Here is a 22,659-nt window from a genome sequence, read left to right on the forward strand (position 1 = left end):
GAAAGAAACCGACTGATAAGCACTTTGCGGCAAGGAATTTGAACAAAAACAACCAACCATAAAAAATTGATTCACAGAATATTTAGAATAAATTTAAAATAACTACGTTTTTGGATTAGGGATTTTATCGACTTATTTGTTTTATGTAAAAACAATTAACAAAAATTACTATAAATGAAAAGATCATATTTTAAGCTACTTACGATTTTAACTGTAATGACATTATTTCTAGGAACAATTACATCTTGTTCTGATGATGATGATGCAAGGGTGAATATTACTGTCAATGAAGGACCTTCTGGAGATATTGGTGGAGATTTTACTGGTAATGGTGGAAATGGCTCAAGAACTATCAATTGGACCAACAACTTGGCAACGGCTGACTATAACGCCGATATTACTGCCACAGTATCTGGAATATTTCAAATTGTAGTAGCAGATGCAAATGGAACTATAGTTCTTGACAAAACTCTGAATGGTAAAACCGAACCCGATAGTATAGATGGGGTAACAAGAGCTGGAGAACCTGGAAATTGGACTGTTACTATTACGCTGACTTCATTTAATGGAGACGGAAGTTATTCATTAAGTGCTGGAGACTAATCGTAGTTGATACATATATAAATTAATAAAATAGGGCTGTCATTAAATTGATAGCCTTTTTTTATATGCTATATATGAAATCTACAGCCAATAATTATAATAAAAAGTATTCGGCCCGCCGAAATATACCAAGGCCGAATATCTTGCCCACAGATATCCCCCTGCTCTACCCTATAAACCTTAAAACATTGTTATAAAAAGCGCCTTTCTTAAGGCTGTTTTGTTTTTTAAAAGTGACTTGCTCCCGTCTAATGAATAGATTCTATTTGAAATATTTTCTTACAAATAATATTTTCCCTAAATTGAAGCTCTAGATCGGCTTCGCTCAGGAAGTCCTGTTTAAAACGAAACCATACATTAGAAATTGACTAGAGAAGGTTTAAGTAGATATTTATAAAACAACCTAATTTACAAACAGTTAACCATACCAATAACTTATTTAAATAATAAAAAAATGCCCATATTAAGAAATCTAAAATGCGGTATCTGTAAAGCTAAAAGCTCTCAAGGAGATGTAATATACGGTAAACCAGTAGCTTATAACCCTACAGAAGAACAAAAAAAATGTAACCACATTTGGCTTAATGATGATTCATTTTTTTAAAGATTTAGTTGATCTTTAAACCGCCAGTTTCTATAATTAGACGCTCATTGTAGACTACTTACTCGGAATGAAAGCAAATAGATATATCTTGGAGCATATAGTTAGAAGGAATAGTAAAAGAAAGGAAACAATTGAAAAATGTAATGACGCCACATTGGATATTGTTATAAAAACAAATCCGATTAAAAGATTAATGGCAGAATTGCACACGGATATTGCGAGGTAGAGGCCCCAAAATTGGGCATCTCTAGTTTTGTACCATTCATTAATTATCGAATTATTAAAGCCTATTACGAATGATATTTTTTAAGAAAAAAGAACCTCAACCTGTAGAAGTAGCAGGAAATACTTTAAGATGCCCCGTATGCCGCAACGATCAATTCTGGAGCAGAAGGGCACAATTGAATTCTGCTGTAGCCTCATTCTTCAGTCTAGATTGGGCCAATAGAAGTGCTAGCTGTTTTGTATGCTCGGAATGTACCCACATATCGTGGTTTCTGGGAAAATAAATCGTGCTAGTGGTAATTTTATAGCGTACGAAAGAAGAAGGAATCAGGCCTAAATTTACATTTACCGGATTCATCAACCCAAAAAAATCGCAAAAAAAATGCTGCCTAAAACATCATTTGACCATTTCCAAAATCAGCTACGTATTGACTTTGGAACGGGTACAAAAAACAAAATCCTTATGGGCTATACTACCTTATAGGATGTTTTTGCTAAGATGTTTAAGACAGCATTTTAAACAGACATTTAATTTTCTGTTTCTAGTTCGTTTTCAGGGGTATCCTTGGTATAGGTAAATGTAACAACCGTCTGTATAACCTCTCCATTTGGTTGTCTTACCGTTGAATTCAACGAAAAAGTATACGCCGTATTCTCTTCGTTAAATTCTAAAACTACATTCTGGCTAGAGCAATTCCCCACCAAACTCAAAACCTTTCCTGTGTACTTCCAAGAACCGTTTATTTTTAGTTTATTAGAACAGTCATCCGTGTTTTCTGCTTGGTTATATTTATAACCTCTATTGGTTTCAAAGGTATAGGAAGCATCTCTTTCGCAAGCTGAATATTGTTGGTAAATATTCTTGTTTGGGTTGTCTTGTTGATCATCCGTAATATCTACTTCTTTTTCAGATGTAATAGCGGTCAGTTTCCATGTTCCCAACAACACATTTTCATTTTCAAGTAATGGCCCTGTAAATTCTTCGGGACATTCTATTGTATTATCTGTACTACAACTACTAAACAAACTAGTGATGGCTAAAACCCCAACCACTAATAAGGATTTACTTTTATTCATTTTAACGATTTTTAATTCATTAATAAGAATGCAGTATGTGCCAAATGGTTGCGCAAAAACCTCAACAATATTATACCTTTCCATTTAGAAAGTACTGCCTAAAAAAACAACACTCGCCTACTTCTCCAAATCCTTTTTATTAAAACACTAAAGCATAGATATTTACGGGATCACATGAACCCACATCCCTTTTGTACGCGCCTTATAATCATTATCGTACATAGATTGCGCCTGTATCCCTGGCAAATAATATTTTCCAAGGAAGGACGCATTTAGCAATACCCTAAAGGTTTTGGTTTCATTTTTCTTCATATCAAAATAGAAATTCGCCCTATCATCCCTCAGATCGGTATGGGTAACATCATTCTCTTCAAAATCGCCAAAGTCTGTAAATCTCGTATTCACTATCTCCCAACCGCTTGGAAATATTTGTGTTAGGGCTACATTTTTAATAGTATTCGCGCTGGTATTGGTCAGGGTGACCTCTGCTACAAAATCGGTTCCTTGTCCTAGGGAAGTAGGGTCTAGTTTAGATCCGTTCCTGCCTTTATAGACCACTTTGGCCACTAAATTTTGCTGTTGTTCCTGTTCTTCCCCTACTGGTAGCACTCCACTATTTAAGACCCCGACGTACAGCGTATTGTTCCCGGTATTCTTCAAAACGAGCTTATTATTTCCGTTTTTGATATTCAGAGAGCTATTGGCCAAGGGTTTTTCCGTGGCTACATTGTCAGTTTTCCCCTGTAATGTTATACTGGCCGCTATGCCCTTGCCTCCCAACATTCCGGCAAATTTTGCCATGGCCAGTAGACAATAGCTAGTGGTTTGGGTATTCATCCATTGATCTTTACTTAATTCCTTGGCTAGGACTTTTGCTAATTCTTGGGCCTCTACCTTATCTTTTAGCAGTACAAAAGTTTCTAGAGCCATTGCCCTATTTCTTTCGGAAGACCCAAAGGTTAGATCATTGAATCGGTTCCTGTCAAAATCAAAGTTTGCGGACTGCACCAAATCTTTTGCGATATTGTTTTGCCCTATGAGGGCATAGCTTGCCGCCAAACGGTATTTGGCTTCATTAGACAAGGTAGCTGTTTCCCTGAGTCTGTTCATAGAGGCAATATCCGAATTCCCGGAAAGGGCAAGGGTATACAACCGATATGCCTGGGCCAAATCTGAGGCATTGGCTTCTGCCCGCCATTGTTTGGCGCGATTCTGTTGGTACTGTATCCATGCCGATTTGAATCCCAAGGGCAGGACATAACCTTTGTTTGCTGCTTCCAATAAAAAATGCCCTGCAAAGGAGGTACTCCAATCATCGGCATTTTGTTGTCCTGGCCAATACGAGAAACCTCCATTCGCAATTTGTGATGCCCCCAAGCGTTTTATGGCAGCGGTGACATTTTCTTGAAGCTGTTTTTTTCTAGATGCCGGCACCTCAAAAACATCGGTAAGATATAGTTGCGGAAAGGCAGCCGCGGTAATTTGTTCCAAGCAGCCATGTGGATATTGAATTAAATATTCCATTCTGCCGTTAAAATTCATGGGCGGAAGGGTAGATAATTCTATTGCTGCCGAATTGCTCCCGGGTATCCCAAAAGTTTTTAGGGCAATGGTCTTGGTTTCTCCAGCTTCCAAAGCAAGCTCTTCAAGGCTTGTGGTTACCGGATTTGGGTTCACAACATCGATCGGGATTTCGAAAGAGGCGTATTCCCCATTTCCGGAAGCTTCTACCACCACTTTCCCGATCCCATTAAAATCTGCCACGGACAACTGAAAATACGCCATCTTTTCCTCGGGCTGGGAAAATGTCACGTTTTGCTCCGACCCACCTAGGACGGTAAAGGATGGGTCTTCTTTGATTTTTAAACGCACTTGTTTTATTTTATTCTCCAGGGCAAAAACGGTTACCGGCAAGGTCACAGATTCGCCCGGGGTAATTTTCCTTGGCAAAGAAGCCAACACCATCAAGGGTTTACGAACGGGGGTTGATTTCTCTGCTGTTCCATAGGCTGCTTTTTTGGAATTTCCTGCCACTACCATAGTACGTACTGCTCCAATATATTTAGGGATGGTTATTTTGTGCGATTTTGTCTCCCCTTCCTTTAAAGTAAAAGGCCCCAAATGAAGCACCATTGGTTTAAATCGGTTTGCTTTTCTATTTTTAGCGCCTATCAACTCCCCATCTCCACCGATGGCAAAAACCTGATCGATTCTGCCCCCGAAAGCGCCAATAACATCGTCGTACACATCCCAGGTTTTTACCCCTAAAGCTTCATGGGCATAAAAGGTATTCCATGGATCTGGTGTTTTAAACCGAGAAAGATCTAATATCCCCTCATCAACCACAGCAATCGTATAGGTCATTGCCTTGCCTTGTTTTTCATTGACCTTAAGGGCAAAACTTTCTTCTGGACGCAATAGCGCCGGCATTGTTATATTAGGTTCTAACTTGGTCGTAGGATTTTCTACGGCAATAGGCACCACGCCATACATCCGTATGGGGGAATCGTTTATGGTAGTAGCATGGGGTTGTAACAAGCTTATGCTCAGATAGACATTTGGCGTATGCGCTTCGGTAATGGGAATTTCAAATTTAGTCTCTCCATTTTGTGTTTCTACCCAAAGGGAATGCAACACCTCTGTGCCATTCTCCAAAGTTACTAAGGCTCTTCCTCCTTGGGAACTTGGCAGGGTAACGATGGCTTTTTCACCCACCTTATAAGATTCCTTGTCGGTTGAAAACACTAACATAGTAGCGGCAGACGGATCGTTTTTACGCGACTTCCCTGCCCAACCCGGCCAATCTACATAGATGGTCTGTCCCGTCGCGTGTTTGCCTTTTTCATCTTCTACGCGAACCAAATACCGGCCCCATTCCGGATATTTTAAGGTAAAGGTAAATTCGGCCTTCCCCTTTGCATCGGTGCTTAGGTATTTTTCGAATACTTTTTCCTGGTAATTGTCACTGTTAAAACTAGAGAGATTTTCATTGGTAGTTTCCCACCACCATCTCCACTGAACCTTATAAACGCTCGCTTTTAATTTCTCGGCCGCCTTAGGGTTGCCTTTTTCATCAACGGTTACTACCTCAAACTTCTGGGGCACATCGGTGAGCAACATCCCTCTTTTCTCATCGCCTTTCGGCGCATTTAAACCTACGTATGTACTATAAGGGGAAAGGGGCATGCCAAAAACATCCGTACTAAAATCGCCCCCGTTTTCATAAACCTTCGCCAGAAAAACCGCGTTTAACATCCCTGGAGCTTCACTGGTAAATTGTGGACGAATTGAAAAAGCAGCCTTTCCCTCGGCGTTGATCTTATTGTTGAACACTAATAGGTCTTCCGATTTAAAAGTGCGGGTAGGATCGTCAAAAACATAGCCTTCAAAATTTTTAAAATGGGTAGCCTGCGGTTTAAATTTTGCGGTAATATCGGCCTTTAGGTTTTTTGCCGTCGCTCCGTGCAACCAAGCTACTTCTAGTTCGCCCTTTATAGGTTTTGCCAAGGATAAAAGCTCTTGGGAAAAGGTCGTATTTATTTTTAAGCGATTTGGTTTTATGGTTTCTATCCTAAGTTTTTTGACAAATGTGGCTCCGCCCACCGCTACCTTTGCTGTCCAATTCCCAGTAGGGGCATCGGTATCGGTTTTTAGGGTAAAGGCATACATATTATCTATAGGATTCGTATGCACTTGTCTGGCCACAAGTTTCTGGTACGGATCTATCAGTTCTAACTTTACAGGATGATTTTCTGGAAGTTTATTGGCATTATCGTTCAACATAAAAGTCAGGTACAAGGTATCCCCTGGACGCCATACCCCACGTTCGCCAAAAATGAAGCCCTTAATTCCTTTTTGGGGCTCTAGGCCAGACACCTTAAATTTACTCACCGACAGCGCATTGCCATCATTGAGTTTAATATAGGTTTTTTGTCCTTGGCTTTCCGCGATGGCAAAATAGGCCATGTGCTCCGCTTCGTATATAGAAGTCCCATCCACACCGGTCGTTACCTGTCCTATAGCTTGTTGCTGATAATTGTAAAAAGTAACTTTGGCCCCGCTAATAGGAGCTGTACTCACTAGATCGTTTACACTGACAAAATAACTTTTATTGGTCCCTTTCTTGATGATAACCCCCAGATTGGTCGCTAAAATATTGGTCGAGGCTGTTTTATCATAGTAATAGGAAGTATGACAGGGATTATCGCGTTCGTTCCAGTTGTAGTTCTCATAGTAATCTTCGTAATAGGATTCTATTTCGTCCCAACGGCTATCTTCAGACGCTTGATCAAAATCATCGATCGCCGCATCGCTTTTGTCAAAATTGTTGGACTCGCATTGGTATAAGCTGTAAGTCGGCTTGATACTAAAAGCTACCTTGTAAAGGGCCCCGGGCTCTGGACGTATCAGGGATTTTAGATCCAGGGCATGGGCTACCCATTTATCTGCATTCGAGGAAGCATTATTTTGAAGATCTAGTTTTATATACGCAATAGGTCTACCTACTTGTTTTAGGTTATAGTCTTCATTTAAATTGTTATCCTGTAAGAACTGTAATATATTATTTTCGAAAATCCGATATACTTTTACGTCTACGGCCTTTAGGTTTACTGCCTCAAAATTTATTTTCAGATTATTCGAGGAGGGCAAAATGGTACCATTGGACAATAAGCGAACTTCTGGTTTCATTTGTTCAAAAGCCAGCCGTTCTTCGTATTTCGTTTTTAACTTATAGCCATCGATACTTTGAATGCCCTCAAATACTTCAAGCTGTGGCGTACCGATAACGGCTTTGGAAGGGAAAACTTTTAAGGTATTGCCCACAACATCATAGGTAAGTTCTTTGGCACCTTCCAAAACAACCAGCCCTTTAAAATTTTGTTCTTTCTTAAGAGGGTCAGAAAAGTTAATACGCAACATCTGTTGCGCTCCGTTGGATACTTCGACATTGAGAATGCTAAAATTATTTTTACCAGGAATTACTATCGTATTGGCCCCCTTACTTTCAATTCCCAAATGAGCTCCACTCCACCGTATCTCTAATTCACTGTCCTCCTCAAATCTCCGGATACTGTCTATTTTAAAATAAAATTGGGTTCCTTTACCTATGGCTGTTTCAAATTTTATGGGAATGTCATTGCCATTTTGTGATGCCTCGACCATTTTTTTGGCCTTTTCCAAACTTAATTGATCTGCACTTTTTATATGTCCTTCAACAAATTGATACTCTTTAGAGTACGATTGTGGCGCTTGGGCATATACATTAAACTGCTGCTTTATAGTCTTTACCTGAAAAGTAAAGACGTGCAGCTCCTTTGGAATCTCTGGAATAATTTTCCCTAGGTTTAACCGAAATTTATAGGAAGTATCATGATCAAAACCGTTTAGGGGTACAAAAGCCAAAGTAGTACTATTTAGGGCTATCACCTTTCCTTTAAGCTCAGGCGATGGTTGTAACAAATCGTCATGTAGCTCTTTTCCCTGTTCCCATTCTGCTATTGGGGTAGTGAGCACAACCCGAATTTGATCTTCCGAAGAAATTATACCATGGGACACTTCGTTGATATACTCCTTGTACCTATTTATATTGTCTATGGCATCTAAAACGGTTTCTTTTTTCTGCTTACAACCGATTAGAAGTATAAATAACACGGAATAGAATATAAATTTCATGGCGGAAAGTTTTATAAAAGTAAATATAAACGGTTTTTCCTGTGTAAGAAAAATATTTCCAATTGATTATTAAGGAATTAACATCCGAAGACTGCCACTTTCTAAGAAACTAAGGCTACTTCCCGATGCTATCATTATCTATTCCTAAACCCATTCCCCCTCGAAAAACTGACGCCATCCATTAACGAAAAAAACAACTGCTACCCTATGGATTAAAGCAAGCCTTCATTATTTCTTTTCTTTGCCACCCCTCTGTTAATAATGGACTCGAGACCCAATGGTTACAATGCACTACAAAGGCACCCTACTATGGAAAAGGAAATGTACACATACTGCGGTCAGTGTTACAGTGAATGCCGCTGGAAATCTGTATTTTACCCAATGATTCTATAAGGAAGTCTTCTTAAAGATATTTTCTTTTGTTAATTTTAATACATATTCTTTGGAAACAATGGTATTATGGTAGTTTTCTATAAATAGTCCTTATGGAAAACACAGTATCTTTGAAGACGCACTAAAATAAAAATACTTATGTCTGTAAAACCCCCTTTTAATTTAACGAAATGGATCGCTGAAAACCGGGACACCCTAAAGCCGCCCGTAGGCAATAAAAACCTGTATAAGGATGCCGGCGATTATATTGTCATGATCGTGGCCGGACCAAATGCCCGAAAGGATTATCACTACAATGAAACCGAAGAACTTTTTTATCAGTTAGAGGGTGCTATTGAGGTTCATATTCAGGAAAACGGGGAAAAGAAAACGATGCTTCTTGGCCCTGGGGATATGTATCTTCATCCGGCTAAAGTTCCCCACTCCCCAGTAAGACACGAAGGATCTATAGGATTAGTCATAGAACGCAAACGTGCCGACATGAATATTGACGACGGCTTGCTTTGGTTTTGTGACAACTGTAATCACAAGCTCTACGAGGCTTATTTTACGCTAAATGATATAGAAAAAGATTTTCTGGCGCATTTTAAAACTTTTTATTCGTCCTTAGATCATAGGACCTGTAAGAATTGTGGAACCGTTATGCCTGTTGATAAACGCTTTATTGCCGAAGAATAGTGTATATTTAAAAAGTTTAAAAATGTGATTATCCGGATATTACCTTTAATTCTCCATTAATTAATGATCAGTAAGAAAAGTTATAAATACCTAATTATCCTTTTGATCGGCGGATTAATTTCTTCTTTACTTTTCTATTATGCTAATCAAAGGCGCATCGCCGAAAACGAGGTGTTTGTAGAAAACACCATCACGAGAGCTAAATTAAAATTCAACCAGGAGCTTTTAAAAGTAAATACGGTCCTAGAGTCTATGGCGTTCTTTTTTGAGAACAATAAGCAAGTTACCCTAGATAAGTACATAGAATTTACAAACCCATTTGTTTCTGGTTTACCAGGGATAAGAGCTTTAGAGTGGGCACCACGGTTAAGCCCAGGGAATCTCATGCATTTAGACGAGGGCCAAGTAAGGGTCTTGGATAGCAGTTTCAATATCACGAAAATAAATTTCAATTCAGCCCATGGAAACTTTGCTCCGACGCGGGACTATTATCCTATAATCTATACGAATCCAAGGGATTATTTACAAAAGGTAATCGGTTTAGACATCGCCTCGGTTCCCATGGTTGGGGGCGCTCTTAGATTGGCAGACAGCACCCAAAAGATTGTAAGCTCTAAACCCTTAAACTTAATCACTTCTAAGAACAGAGAACACTTTGGCTTTGTTATGATAAAAGCTGTCTTTGGTACCGACAAAAAACAAGTTGACGGATATGTCTTGGGCGTATACGATATGACCGCTTATATCGAAACCATTTTGGGGCCAGAAATGAAGGTGTTGGATATCTTTATAACCGACGTTACAGAAGAAATCCTCCCTTTATATTATAGCTCCCCAATACTCATAAAGAACAACAATCTTAAGGCCAGCAATGAGACGAGCATTGATATTGGCAATAGAAAGTGGGAAATTCAATTTTTCGCCAAAGAGGGGTTATTGGTATATCCGCACACTAGGGAATCGTATTTTTTACTTCTTTTCGGGATGGTCATTTCTTCCTTAATTGGCGTTATTGCGTTTAAAAATGATCGGTACCAAAATACTTTAGAGAATGAAGTGCGCACACGGACCTTGGATTTGGAAAAATCGAACAAGGAAAAAGAAAACCTGCTGCAAGAAATACACCATAGGGTAAAAAACAATCTGCAAATGACCTCGAGCTTAATTAACATTCAAAAAAGAAAGCTCACCAATAAGGCGGCCATTGCGGCCTTAGAAGAAAGTCAGTCCAGAATATCTGCCATTGCCCTTACGCATCAAAAAATTTACCAGGACGAGAATTCAAAATCAGTAAATTTAAGGGAGTACTTAACCGATTTAATGGCCTACCAGAAAAAATTGCTTCCCTCGGTGAATTATGCCATCCATTGTTCTCAGATCACTTTAAACCTAGATGTAGCCTTGCCTATTGGTCTAATTATTTCAGAATTGGTCACCAATGCACTAAAACATGCTTTTAAGGAACATCAATTTAACAACAATCTCAGTATTACCGTTATTCAAGATAGAGAAGGAGAGCAGCTAATTCACATCACCGTTGCGGATAACGGCAAGGGGCTACCGCCAGACTTCGACCCCAATTACACCAGTGGTATAGGCTTTAAAATCATCAATTCGTTCTGCAAACAAATTACAGGAAAGCTAAGCTATAACTCTTCATCCCAAGGCACTTGTTTTACCCTAAGTTGTAAAAATTTAGAAAATTTAATTTAAATACTAATATTCATTTTTATATTTATGGCAATTAGCAATACAAAGTCTAAATGTATAGCTTTGTATAAATCTAACATTTATAAATAAAAAAGTTATAAAATGTCACAAATTGCAAAAACCTTCGGAATTAATGATGCCCTTAAGCAATTAGGGATTCAAGATATTAATCCAGGCACTTCTACTGGATCCGAAAACTTTTCTTCTGGAGAAATCATATCGTCTTATTCTCCTGTAGATGGAGCCTTAATTGCAAAGGTACAGGCCACTACCCCAGAAGACTATGATAAAGTAATTACTGCCGCTACATCGGCTTTTAAAACATGGAGAACCAAGCCTGCCCCTTTGAGAGGTGAAATTGTACGCCAGTTTGGCGATAAATTGCGCGAACTAAAGGAACCTTTAGGGAAATTAGTATCCTATGAAATGGGAAAAAGTTACCAAGAAGGATTGGGCGAGGTACAGGAAATGATCGATATCTGTGATTTCGCTGTTGGCTTGTCCAGACAATTGCACGGACTTACCATGCATTCCGAAAGACCAGGTCATAGGATGTACGAGCAATACCATCCTTTGGGAGTAGTAGGTATTATTTCGGCCTTCAATTTCCCAGTAGCGGTATGGGCGTGGAATACGGCCTTAGCATGGGTCTGTGGAGATGTATGTATATGGAAACCGAGTGAAAAAACACCTTTATGCGGTATTGCCTGTCAAAAAATCGCTGCAGACGTCTTTAAGGCCAATAATTTGCCTGAAGGGATCTCTAATTTAATCAATGGCGATTACCAAGTAGGAGAGCTTATGACCAAAGATGTCAGAGTTCCTTTAATATCTGCCACAGGATCTACCAGAATGGGTAAAATAGTTGCCCAAGAGGTTGCCGGACGCCTAGGAAAATCCTTATTGGAGCTCGGTGGTAACAACGCCATTATTGTGACTCCGGATGCCGATATTAAAATGACCGTTATAGGTGCTGTATTCGGTGCTGTAGGTACTGCCGGACAGCGATGTACTTCTACCCGTAGACTGATCATCCATGAGGATATTTACGATACCGTTAAAAATGCCGTAGTAACTGCTTATAAACAACTACGCATTGGGAACCCATTGGACGAAAACAACCATGTTGGGCCACTGATCGATACCGATGCAGTAAAAATGTATCAGAATGCTTTAACTAAAGTAGTAGAAGAAGGTGGTAATATTATAGTAGAAGGTGGAGTTTTAAGCGGTAACGGATACGAAAGCGGCTGCTATGTAAAACCAGCTATTTCCGAAGCGCAACCTTCCTATTCTATTGTACAACACGAAACTTTTGCCCCTGTATTGTATCTGTTAAAATATTCTGGGGATGTAGAAAATGCCTTGGAAATACAAAATGGGGTAGCCCAGGGATTATCTTCGGCCATTATGACCAATAACCTAAGGGAAGCAGAAAGGTTCTTATCGGTAAACGGTTCGGATTGCGGTATTGCCAACGTAAACATAGGAACTTCGGGTGCCGAAATTGGCGGTGCCTTTGGAGGAGAAAAAGAAACTGGTGGCGGACGTGAATCTGGCTCAGATGCTTGGAAAGTGTATATGAGAAGACAAACCAATACCATTAATTACACAACAGAGTTGCCTTTGGCACAAGGGATAAAATTTGATTTGTAATCCCCTTGTAACTTTATAACTAAAAGCCCGCTATATACAGAATCAAATTCGGCAAATAGCGGGCTTTACAGCTAACTAACTCAAATAAAAAACCTTCAATTATTCCCCTTTTATACTCAGGGTCCAATACTTTTATTCTATTGTTCTATTGTTCTATTTTTAAGGGACTTTGTCTCATCTACAGACCATCTTCCGCGGAGCAGTGACTGTGCTCCAAGCAATACAACCATACACACAAATTTCCAAATTTTCATTAGTGTCTTCATTTGTTTTATTGTAAGGGGTTGTTACTCTTTTTTCTTAGGTGATACACCTCATACGTCTTTTATCTTTTTTGCCTTCACATTTAACTTTATGGCTTAAGGAGTGCCCAAAACTCGACCTTCCATTGCAAGCCGTCCTACCATGGACCGGTAGCATTTTATTTTTAAGGGACTCTAAAATACAACCTAAAACAATGAAAACAATCTAGTTATGTACATCTGACAACCATAGCTGTATAAATGTCCACTATGCTGTATTTTCCGCTCCTATAACATGGAGAAAAAAGGTTTTTCAGCAGAAAATAAGGAATCTCCTTATATACTACATCGTTCTTAACTAGCTGATAAAGAATATTTTTCGTCTAAGTTATTAATCTTTTTAAGATTTTTTTAATACATTGTAGACTACAACCATTAACCCAAGCCAACGATGACCAAAAGAAAAACCTAGCAAAGCCCGTTATTTATAAGCATTATTGTTGCCCACAGCTCTTCTGATCTACTTCCCCTACTCCTTCGAAAGGTAAAAATTCAACGACCTGTTAAGAGGGACATACGGCGTCCAGATATTTTAAAGCGTTGTTCGGAAAGAAGTACGAGAAACCACTAATCACCAAAAAAAAAAACAATAAACCTATATTTAAAACCACACTAATATGAACGTTGAAAATCTGAACGGCTGGAGCTTGATAATTCTGATTATAGTTGGAATCATTTGTGCCATCATAGGATATTTTATGGGCAAAGGCAAATTTGTAGCTCCCGAACATTCGGCAGAATTAACAAGCCTGAGAAGCAAGAACGATAAATTGGAGGCCGACTTATTGGCCTGTAACCAAAAGCTAACGGAAATGAATGCTGCTCCCATACATTCGAATGCGATTACGCCCCCATCGATGACCAAAGCAACCTCGGCTACAGCTAATAATTCGATTCCTTTTAGTGCTACTGCTGCCAAGGCGGCCTTGGGGAAAAGTATTAAGGAAAACGACTTAAAAGTAGTGGAAGGTATAGGTCCAAAAATTCAGCTATTATTCCATTCTTTCGACATTACCACCTGGCAAGCGTTATCGGAATCATCGGTATCTAAATGCCAGGAGGTGTTGCGTTCTGGTGGCGACCGTTATAAAATCCACGACCCTTCGTCATGGCCATTACAAGCTAAAATGGCTTATGAAGGCAAATGGAAGGAACTACAAAGATGGCAAGACGAACATAAGAGAGGTAAGCTGTAATTTATGGTAAGGGCTCAAAAACAGGGCAACATGGGCTTATATTATATCCTTTTTCCCAACTGATACTTATAAGAACGGTTTAAAGGCCTTTTTAACGCCCTGCTACTTGGCAATTGAGCACTGGCTTCATGTATATAACATACCGCGTTAGGGAGCGCGGCGGCATCCCCGCAGCATGGCAAGGGATATAGCCAAGCGCCCGACCGACGAAGGAGGGAACGCCCAAATTATAATGTTTCCATTTATACAAATTTAAAATTGGCCCCACTTACATATGACTGTAAACGGCCTTGTGAGGTGCATGGAAAAAATCGCTTAAAAAAGTCCATAAAAAAAGCCGGTTACAATAACCGGCTTTCGTTTTATACCATTCTACCATTGGCCTCGACCCATTTGAACTTGTACTGGTCTTCTGGATATTTCATCCTACTAGCAATACGCTCTAATCTGTCCGGTAATTTCATCAGATAATCCCTTGCCCTTTCGGCATCGTCATTTAGGGCTCTAATACTATCTAATTCCCAATAAGAATTCAGTTTTTTCAATATGTCGATATAATCCTGTGCGGTATACACCCCAAGTCTCTGAGCGCAATTTGAGAAAGTTTCGAATGCCGAACCGATCTCTCCTCCAGACTCTCTTAGGAAATGTGCAGGCATCACAATCTTTTTCTTCATCATATCTGCAAAGGCCAGCATCATCTGACTAGGGTCCTGTTCAAAGATTACCTTCACAAACTCCCTATAAGCCAAATGGTGGCGCATTTCGTCACCAGCGATAATGGTACACATTTTCCCTAACAGGGAATTGCCGCCTTTTTTACACATTTGACCTACTCTTTTATGAGAGATGTTGGTCGCCAATTCTTGAAAAGAGGTGTACACAAAGTTTTTGTATGGATCCCTATCCGTTCCGATATCGAAACCATCGGCAATAAGATGTTGGGTAGTGATTTCCATTTCGCGCATATTTACCCTACCTGACAAATACAGATATTTATTTAGGACATCGCCATGTCTATTCTCTTCTGCGGTCCAATGGCGCACCCATTTGGACCAGCCATTTTTATTTTCTCCATGTTGATCTATCCCTTCTACATCCATCAACCATGATTCATAAGTAGGCAAAGCCTCTTCTGTAATGGTATCGGCCACCAAAGTCACCCATAGATCATACCCCAATTCCTTGGCTTCTTCACGAATTTGGTGAACATCGTCTAAAAAGGTATCACTTTCAGAATTAGGTAAAAAATCTGTAGGCTGCCAAATATCATTTATAGGAATAAGGTATGAGTCTATAAAGCCTTCTACCTTGCTCTCTATGGCTTTCATTACTTCTATTCTAACGTTCTTATTTGACATAGTATAATTTTTTGTAAATATCTTTATTAATCTTGAAATATTGCCCACCTAGGGCATTAAATTTAGTTTCTACCCTTTTCTAAAGGGTAAAACTTATGTACCGGGTCGCTTTGCCAATATTCCTTGGTGTTGGCATCCATGATGGTCAATGGGCCCATAAAAGCCGCTCCGGTATCGATATTCCAAACATTCGCTGCATTTTGCGGGGTTGTTTTTCCTATCCTTGTCACTGGGGTATGGCCTATAAAGATCTCCTTGTAATGCGTTAGTCTTTGCGGATAAACAGCATCCTTTAAGGTTAGTTTTGGATCTAGGGACAAGGCCAATTCCCATAAGGTTCTATCCCAATAAAGGGTCTTTGTAAAATACTCTTCTGTTACACCCTTTAAGTTAGTAAATCCTGCATGAAGAAACAAGCGATTTTCTTCATCTAAATAATAATTTTCCAAAGCATTGAAAAACTGGATATGGGCTTCTTTTTTTGTTTCGGCCAGCTGTCTGTAAGATTGCAGTGTGGCATTGCCACCGTGCTGCAACCAAAGATGGTTGTCCTCGCCGCTTTGCAGCCAATCGAGACACAGTTCATCATGGTTCCCCCGTAAAAAGGTACAGCTATAGGTATCTTTTAACTCCATTAAAAAATTAACGGTTCCTACGGCTTCACTCCACCCATCGACATAATCTCCTAAAAAGATCAAATGGTCGTCGGGCGTGACTTTGGCTCTTTCCATTGCCTGTTGTAGCGCTTTTAATCCAGCGTGGACATCTCCAATTACCAGTATTCTCATTGTGCAAAAATCGCAAATAGCGCTGTAATAACAATACTAAAAAGAAAATTTCCAAAAATGTTAAAATGATGAAGGCGAATGACATATCACTTAAACTGCGTATCCATAGGCCCTATCCGATTAAATACACACAAAACGGTATAAGAAACAAATTCAGATTAAAAAAATAATAATTTTTATTTGCACACTTTTTACATTTTAAAATTCCCTACACAACTGCTTATCAGGTTTTTAACTACTTTTTCTTGTAAACATTCATGATTTAAGTCATCTTTTTGTTGAATTTATTTTTAATACTTTTGTCTCGATACTATAAACACATTCACCTTAAAATCTTATTCTATGTCGACTGAAATAGCCCAAAGACCACAAAAGACCTATACCCAAGAAGAAGCGTTTGAAGCTTCTCTTGCCTATTTTAAAGGAGATGATCTTGCCGCAAGGGTATGGATAAACAAGTATGCCCTTAAGGACTCTGAAGGCAATATTTATGAGTTGACACCGGATGATATGCATCGTAGGATTGCAAAGGAGATCGCCCGCATAGAAAAAAAGCACCCCAATCCTAAAACCGAGGAGCAAATTTTTGACCTTATCAAAAATTTCAAATACATCGTCCCCCAAGGGAGCCCGATGGCCGGCATAGGCAATCCATTTCAAATTGCATCCCTATCTAACTGCTTTGTCATTGGCAACGATGGGCAATCCGATTCTTATGGGGGCATCATGAAAATAGACCAAGAGCAGGTACAGCTGATGAAGCGCCGTGGCGGTGTAGGGCACGACTTGTCGCACATACGCCCAAAGTCGTCCGCAGTAAAAAATTCGGCCCTTACCTCTACGGGCCTAGTCCCTTTTATGGAACGGTACTCTAACAGCACACGAGAAGTAGCACAAGACGGAAGAAGGGGCGCCTTAATGTTATCGGTTTCTATAAACCATCCGGATGCAGAAGATTTTATCGACGCAAAAATGGAGCAAGGAAAAGTAACCGGCGCCAATGTTTCCGTTAGAATAGATGATGCTTTTATGCAATCTGTGGACACCAATGTCCCTTACACCCAAAAATTCCCCATCCACAGTGACTCTCCCAAGGTGGAGAAAACTATTGATGCTCAAAAACTTTGGGGTAAAATAGTGCATAACGCATGGCAGTCGGCAGAACCAGGGATTCTTTTCTGGGATACCATTATCAATGAATCCGTTCCTGATTGTTATTCTGATTTAGGATACAAAACGGTCTCTACCAATCCTTGTGGTGAAATTCCCTTGTGCCCATACGATTCTTGCCGATTGTTGGCCATAAATCTTTTCTCGTATGTAGACCAGCCCTTTACCAAGGAGGCTAGTTTTAATTTCGACTTATTCAAAAAACATATTGCCGATGCACAGCGTATTATGGACAACATTATTGATCTTGAATTGGAAAAGATCGATGTTATTCTAGAAAAAATAAAATCGGACCCTGAACTGGAAAGCACCAAGGCGGTAGAATATAACTTATGGAACAACATTAAAGAAAAAGCTGCCCAAGGCCGCCGTACCGGGATAGGCATTACTGCCGAGGGCGATATGTTAGCGGCATTAGGCCTGCGTTACGGAAGCGACAAGGCTAACTCCTTCTCTATTGAAGTACATAAAACCATCGCTTTAGAGGCTTATAGGGCTTCTGTGCATTTGGCCAAAGACCGAGGCGCCTTTGACATTTTTGATGCCGAACGAGAAAAAAACAACCCCTTCATTCTTCGTCTTAAGGAGGCCGATGAAGAACTCTACTATCAGATGTTAGAATTTGGACGAAGGAATATTGCATTATTGACCATAGCCCCAACAGGAACCACCAGTTTAATGACTCAAACAACTTCGGGCATTGAACCTGTTTTCCTTCCTGTTTACAAGCGCCGTCGCAAAGTTAACCCCAACGATAAGGATGTACGGGTAGATTTTGTAGATGAGGTTGGTGATTCTTGGGAAGAATACACCGTTTTCCATCATAAATTTAAACAGTGGATGTCCGTGAACGGTATAGACACCACAAAAAACTACAGTCACGAAGAATTACAAAAAATCGTGGCCAAGTCTCCTTACTACAAAGCGACCTCTAATGATGTAGATTGGCTTAGCAAGGTGCGTTTGCAAGGGGCGGTACAAAAATGGGTAGACCACAGCATCAGTGTCACCATAAACCTTCCCAATGACGCTACCGAAGAGTTGGTAGGGAAATTGTACTTAGAAGCTTGGAAAGCTGGTTGTAAAGGCGTTACCGTATACCGAGACGGATCTAGGTCCGGTGTTTTAATTTCCAATGAACCTGCGAAAAAGGAGGAGGAAGAGGCCCTTACGCCTTTTCCTACCAAGCGCCCACAGATATTGGAGGCCGATGTGGTAAGACTTCAGAACAACAAGGAAAAATGGATCGCCTTTATTGGATTGATAAACAACAAGCCTTATGAAATTTTCACCGGGATGGCCGATGATGAAGATGGGATACTAATTCCTCGTTGGGTAAATAATGGTTTAATCATAAAGAACAGAAATGACGACGGTTCCTCACGTTACGATTTTCAATACAAGAACAAAAGAGGCTACAAAACAACTATTGAAGGGCTTTCCCATAAGTTTGACCCAGAATATTGGAACTATGCCAAATTAATTTCGAGCACCCTAAGACACGGAATGCCCATTGAAAATGTGGTAGACCTTATTAACAGCTTACAATTGGACAGCGAATCTATCAACACCTGGAAAAATGGTGTGGCCAGAGCCTTAAAACGATATGTAGAAGACGGTACAGAAGTAAAGGGCCAAAAATGCGAGGCCTGCAACTCTAACAACCTGATCTACCAAGAAGGCTGCCTTACCTGTAAGGATTGTGGATCTTCGAAATGCGGATAGGTCTTTAATTGAGATTTTATTTTAGAAAGCTATGCCCCTAAATTTATAAATTTAGAGGCATAGCTAGTTTTAGTGCATATTTCTACTTAATTTATGCTATTAAATAAGGAAAGCGGATGAAAAATGTTTTTTGTATCGGAGAGTTATTGATTGATTTCATTGCCGAAAAGCAGGGCAGTGATCTTTCCAAGGCTACCGAATTTACAAAAAAAGCAGGAGGTGCCCCGGCCAATGTCGCCTGTGCCATCAGCAAACTTGGCGGAGAAAGTGCTTTTGTAGGGTGTATAGGCGAAGATCCGTTTGGGTCTTTCTTACTTAATACCCTTACGGAATCTGGGGTAGATATTTCCTTTGCCCAACGCTCCAAAACCTTTACCACTTTGGCCTTTGTATCCATTGCTTCGGACGGAGAAAGGGACTTTGTCTTTAGCAGGGGAGCAGACAGGGAATTAACATACCACCCTGAACTATCAGCTCAGTTTAACGGAAATATTGTCCATTTTGGAGCTGCAACAGCTCTTTTGGGCGGTCCCTTAGAAGAAACCTACGCGCTTTATTTAAAAGACGCTGCCAAAAACAATGTATTTATCAGTTACGATCCCAATTTTAGAGGGGACCTATGGAAAGGCTCTGAAGCTATTTTTATTAAGAAATGCCGACCCTATATCGCTAAGGCACACCTATGTAAATTTAGCCTGGAAGAAGCCCAACTGCTCAGCGGAAAACAAACACTAGAAGAGGCCTGTGAAATACTTCATGCTCTGGGCACAAAAATAATAACAGTTACCTTGGGTGAAAAAGGCACTTATTTAAGTACTCCGACCCTTAAAAAAATAATCCCAACAATTAAGGTAAGCCCAATAGATACCACCGGAGCAGGCGATGCTTTTATAGGGTGTTTATTAAAAATACTGGCCACAAAAGAAAACCCCTTGTCGCTATGGGAACACGGAGCACAATTAGAAGAGATGGTGTCAGAAGCCAATAAGGCAGGCGCCATTACCACTACTAATTTTGGAGCTATAGCCGCCCTCCCCGACCAAGCTCAGCTTGACAGTTACCCTCTTCGTTAAGGATTTTGAACTGCTTAATTATAGGTCATCTTACGAATAATACGCAAAGACTCCTTTACGGATCGGTATACGCTTAAATCGTAATTTTTAAGTAGCGGTTTTGCTTTTTCCAAGTATACTTTAGCTACTTCAAAGCCGCTGATATAACAAACCAACAGGGTATCTGGTAAGGAACCTAAATCTTTTCTTTCGACGGCATCCAACCGAATTCCCTTTTCTATCTTTTTTAACAAGGCCACTTTGGCATTAAATATATGGTGAAGACTTCTTTTATCGTATAAAGGCGGCTCAAAGATTAAATCGCTCTTAATAGTATAGGTTCCGTTTTCAAAAAAGGTAATCACCATTTTTTCTAAGGGGTAATACTTTTGCTGAGAACTGAGCCCCAATTGTATATATTCTATAGTTGTAAAAGAATCCTCATCATAGGCAATAGTAATTTCGTCGAATTCCGAATAAAACAATTTCACTTGTTCATTGATCAGTTCGATATCAACTCGGGAATAATAGGTATGTTCTTTTACTTTTTTCTGATTTCCGGCCCAACAAACAACAAATTGTTCTTTAAACACCTTATAATTACTCGTTAGGTCCTTGTGCCTAAGGTTTAAGAAATCGACCACCCCATCCAGGGTCAGTTCAATATTGTTTTTCGCATGTTGTTCTATGGTGGCTACTACTTGAGAATTGATATCCTTTAACTCTATTCCGTAGGCCTTAGGCATACTAATACTGCCTTCCCTAAAAAATACCGCCCCTCCATAATATTTCCATATATTTTTTCGCAGGGAACAGACCTTGCCATTAGATCTAATGGTCACCAGCCCCACCACCTTATTTATAGGCAAATGTGGAAAAGGAATATTCTCGTACGAAATCAGGGGAGGATTATCTATGTAGGCATTGACCAAATTCTGAATTTTGCTATCGTCGAAAAAATCGACCCCTACAATTTTATTTTCTTCATCCTCTACCCCTACAACTATAAAAGAATGGTTATTGGGATTACTATTGGCCAAGGCACAAACATGTTTCAAAAACTTTCCTTTCCCTTCTTTCTGGCCAATATCTATAAAGCGCTTCTTATCATAAAAACTATTCTCGTCGTTATGAGCTAAAAGGTTTTTAACAAGAAGGCGTTTATTGATCATGAATTTCTATTAACGATAGTACTACTAGCTTGGGCCGTTGGCATGACTATTAAATCTGCTATATTTACATGATAGGGCCGTGTCACTACAAAATGGATAATATCTGCGATATCTTCTGGTTTTAATGGCTGAAACCCTTGATACACTTTGGAAGCCTTCTCCTGATCTCCTTTAAAACGGACCTTGCTAAATTCTGTATCTACCAGGCCAGGATTCACCGCTCCTACCCGTATTCCGTATTGGTTTAAGTCTATCCGCATCCCTTGGTTAATAGCATCAACGGCATGCTTACTAGCACAATACACGTTTCCCTTAGGATATACTTCCTTCCCTGCCGTGGAACCTATATTAATAATATGCCCGGCTTTACGTGCTATCATTTTAGGCAAAATGGCCTTGGACACGTACAACAAGCCTTTGACATTGATATCTATCATGGCTTCCCAATCGTCTAAACTACCTTCTTCTATAGGGTCTAACCCATGAGCATTCCCAGCATTATTTATTAAAATGTCTATTTCGGAAAAATCTTCTGGGAGTCCATCAACAGCTTCAAAAACAGCCTTTTTATCCCGAACATCAAAATTTAAAATACAGACCTTGGTATGTACAGAGAGTTCCTTTTTTAATTTCTCCAATTCCGTAATCCTTCTTCCGCACAACACTAAATTTATTTTATGGGTAGCGAAAAGTTTCGCGGTTTCCATACCGATACCACTAGTGGCGCCTGTAATAAAGGCAATTGGTTTTTCTTGATCTGTTTTACTCATAAAATATAGTTAGGCGATTTATATTACGCCCTATAAAAATAAGACATAACATCGTATGGGACAAACATCCGGACATTCAAAACAACCCCTAGAGGACTTTATTTTTTTACTTGCGAAGACCATGGATGCACGACTGAGACCCCCTCTTTTTAAAGAAGCTATTGATAGGTACAAAAACCGGGAGCATTTTTATATTAGGGTAAGTGAAACCACTCTTTAAAGCATCGCTTATTTAATATCCTAAAGTATTCAATCCTTAATATGAGCCGGAATTATCGCTTGTTTAGAAGTGTTTTTTGTTTTTTTTTGCGAGGTCTTTTACATTTTTTAAAGAATTGCTTTTATCTTGGCTGTTAAAAGTTTGGAGTTGATTTTTGAATAAGCCACTTTCTTTTACATAAGTTTGTGATATTATGAAAAAATCCCTTAATTACTTCATAAAAATTGATGCCACTTTTAACATTTAACCATACATTAACAAGCTATAACTAAATAAATTTTCAA

At 39.6% G+C, this 22,659-nt stretch carries 13 protein-coding genes; 7 read left to right on the forward strand and 6 right to left on the reverse strand.

Translation table 11 applies throughout. From position 1 onward, the window contains the following. The first annotated feature begins 174 nt into the window (after positions 1–174). Positions 175–603, forward strand: coding sequence for a hypothetical protein (locus tag HCG49_RS07995; protein WP_168469016.1), 429 nt, complete (start codon positions 175–177; stop codon positions 601–603). A gap of 1,357 nt (positions 604–1,960) precedes the next feature. On the opposite strand, the gene HCG49_RS08000 is transcribed toward HCG49_RS07995, so the two are convergent. Continuing rightward, positions 1,961–2,509, reverse strand: a complete 549-nt coding sequence (locus HCG49_RS08000) for a DUF5004 domain-containing protein (protein WP_168469017.1) — start codon at positions 2,507–2,509, stop codon at positions 1,961–1,963. 162 nt (positions 2,510–2,671) lie between these two features. Next, positions 2,672–8,182, reverse strand: a complete 5,511-nt coding sequence (locus tag HCG49_RS08005) for an alpha-2-macroglobulin family protein (RefSeq protein ID WP_168469018.1) — start codon at positions 8,180–8,182, stop codon at positions 2,672–2,674. A 531-nt stretch (positions 8,183–8,713) separates the two neighbouring features. Between HCG49_RS08005 and HCG49_RS08010 the strand changes: the two genes are divergently transcribed. The 4 genes from HCG49_RS08010 (at position 8,714) to HCG49_RS08025 (ending at position 14,117) form a co-directional block, all read left to right on the forward strand. Then, positions 8,714–9,253, forward strand: a complete 540-nt coding sequence (locus HCG49_RS08010) for a 3-hydroxyanthranilate 3,4-dioxygenase (RefSeq protein ID WP_168469019.1) — start codon at positions 8,714–8,716, stop codon at positions 9,251–9,253. A gap of 63 nt (positions 9,254–9,316) precedes the next feature. After that, positions 9,317–10,966, forward strand: coding sequence for a histidine kinase dimerization/phosphoacceptor domain -containing protein (locus HCG49_RS08015; RefSeq protein WP_168469020.1), 1,650 nt, complete (start codon positions 9,317–9,319; stop codon positions 10,964–10,966). A gap of 99 nt (positions 10,967–11,065) precedes the next feature. After that, positions 11,066–12,619: an aldehyde dehydrogenase family protein gene (locus tag HCG49_RS08020; RefSeq protein ID WP_168469021.1), complete on the forward strand. Its 1,554-nt coding sequence runs from the start codon at positions 11,066–11,068 to the stop codon at positions 12,617–12,619. A gap of 919 nt (positions 12,620–13,538) precedes the next feature. Beyond that, on the forward strand, positions 13,539–14,117 hold the full coding sequence (locus tag HCG49_RS08025) for a hypothetical protein (protein ID WP_168469022.1): 579 nt from the start codon (positions 13,539–13,541) through the stop codon (positions 14,115–14,117). A 362-nt stretch (positions 14,118–14,479) separates the two neighbouring features. On the opposite strand, the gene HCG49_RS08030 is transcribed toward HCG49_RS08025, so the two are convergent. Together HCG49_RS08030 and HCG49_RS08035 are read right to left on the reverse strand one after the other, a co-directional pair. Continuing rightward, a complete protein-coding gene (locus HCG49_RS08030) occupies positions 14,480–15,478 on the reverse strand; it encodes an acyl-ACP desaturase (protein ID WP_072763356.1) in 999 nt (332 codons plus the stop codon). A 62-nt stretch (positions 15,479–15,540) separates the two neighbouring features. Further along, entirely contained in the window at positions 15,541–16,266 is a 726-nt protein-coding gene (locus HCG49_RS08035) for a metallophosphoesterase family protein (protein ID WP_168469023.1), read from the reverse strand. Positions 16,267–16,608: 342 nt separating this feature from the next. Here HCG49_RS08035 and HCG49_RS08040 point away from each other — a divergent pair, with 342 nt between their 5' ends. Further along, complete coding sequence (locus HCG49_RS08040) at positions 16,609–19,161, forward strand: adenosylcobalamin-dependent ribonucleoside-diphosphate reductase (RefSeq protein ID WP_168469024.1); 2,553 nt, start codon at positions 16,609–16,611, stop codon at positions 19,159–19,161. 116 nt (positions 19,162–19,277) lie between these two features. After that, the gene (locus HCG49_RS08045; RefSeq protein WP_168469025.1) at positions 19,278–20,234 is read left to right on the forward strand and encodes a carbohydrate kinase family protein; all 957 of its coding nucleotides are present in this window, start codon (positions 19,278–19,280) and stop codon (positions 20,232–20,234) included. 14 nt (positions 20,235–20,248) lie between these two features. Here HCG49_RS08045 and HCG49_RS08050 read toward each other — a convergent pair whose 3' ends face one another. Next, complete coding sequence (locus HCG49_RS08050) at positions 20,249–21,385, reverse strand: ATP-binding protein (RefSeq protein WP_168469026.1); 1,137 nt, start codon at positions 21,383–21,385, stop codon at positions 20,249–20,251. Next, entirely contained in the window at positions 21,382–22,155 is a 774-nt protein-coding gene (locus tag HCG49_RS08055) for an SDR family NAD(P)-dependent oxidoreductase (RefSeq protein WP_168469027.1), read from the reverse strand. The genes HCG49_RS08050 and HCG49_RS08055 overlap by 4 nt, the downstream gene beginning before the upstream one ends. Between the last annotated feature and the right edge of the window lie 504 nt (positions 22,156–22,659).

The organism is Arenibacter sp. 6A1, from assembly GCF_012272855.1.
Taxonomy (GTDB): domain Bacteria; phylum Bacteroidota; class Bacteroidia; order Flavobacteriales; family Flavobacteriaceae; genus Arenibacter.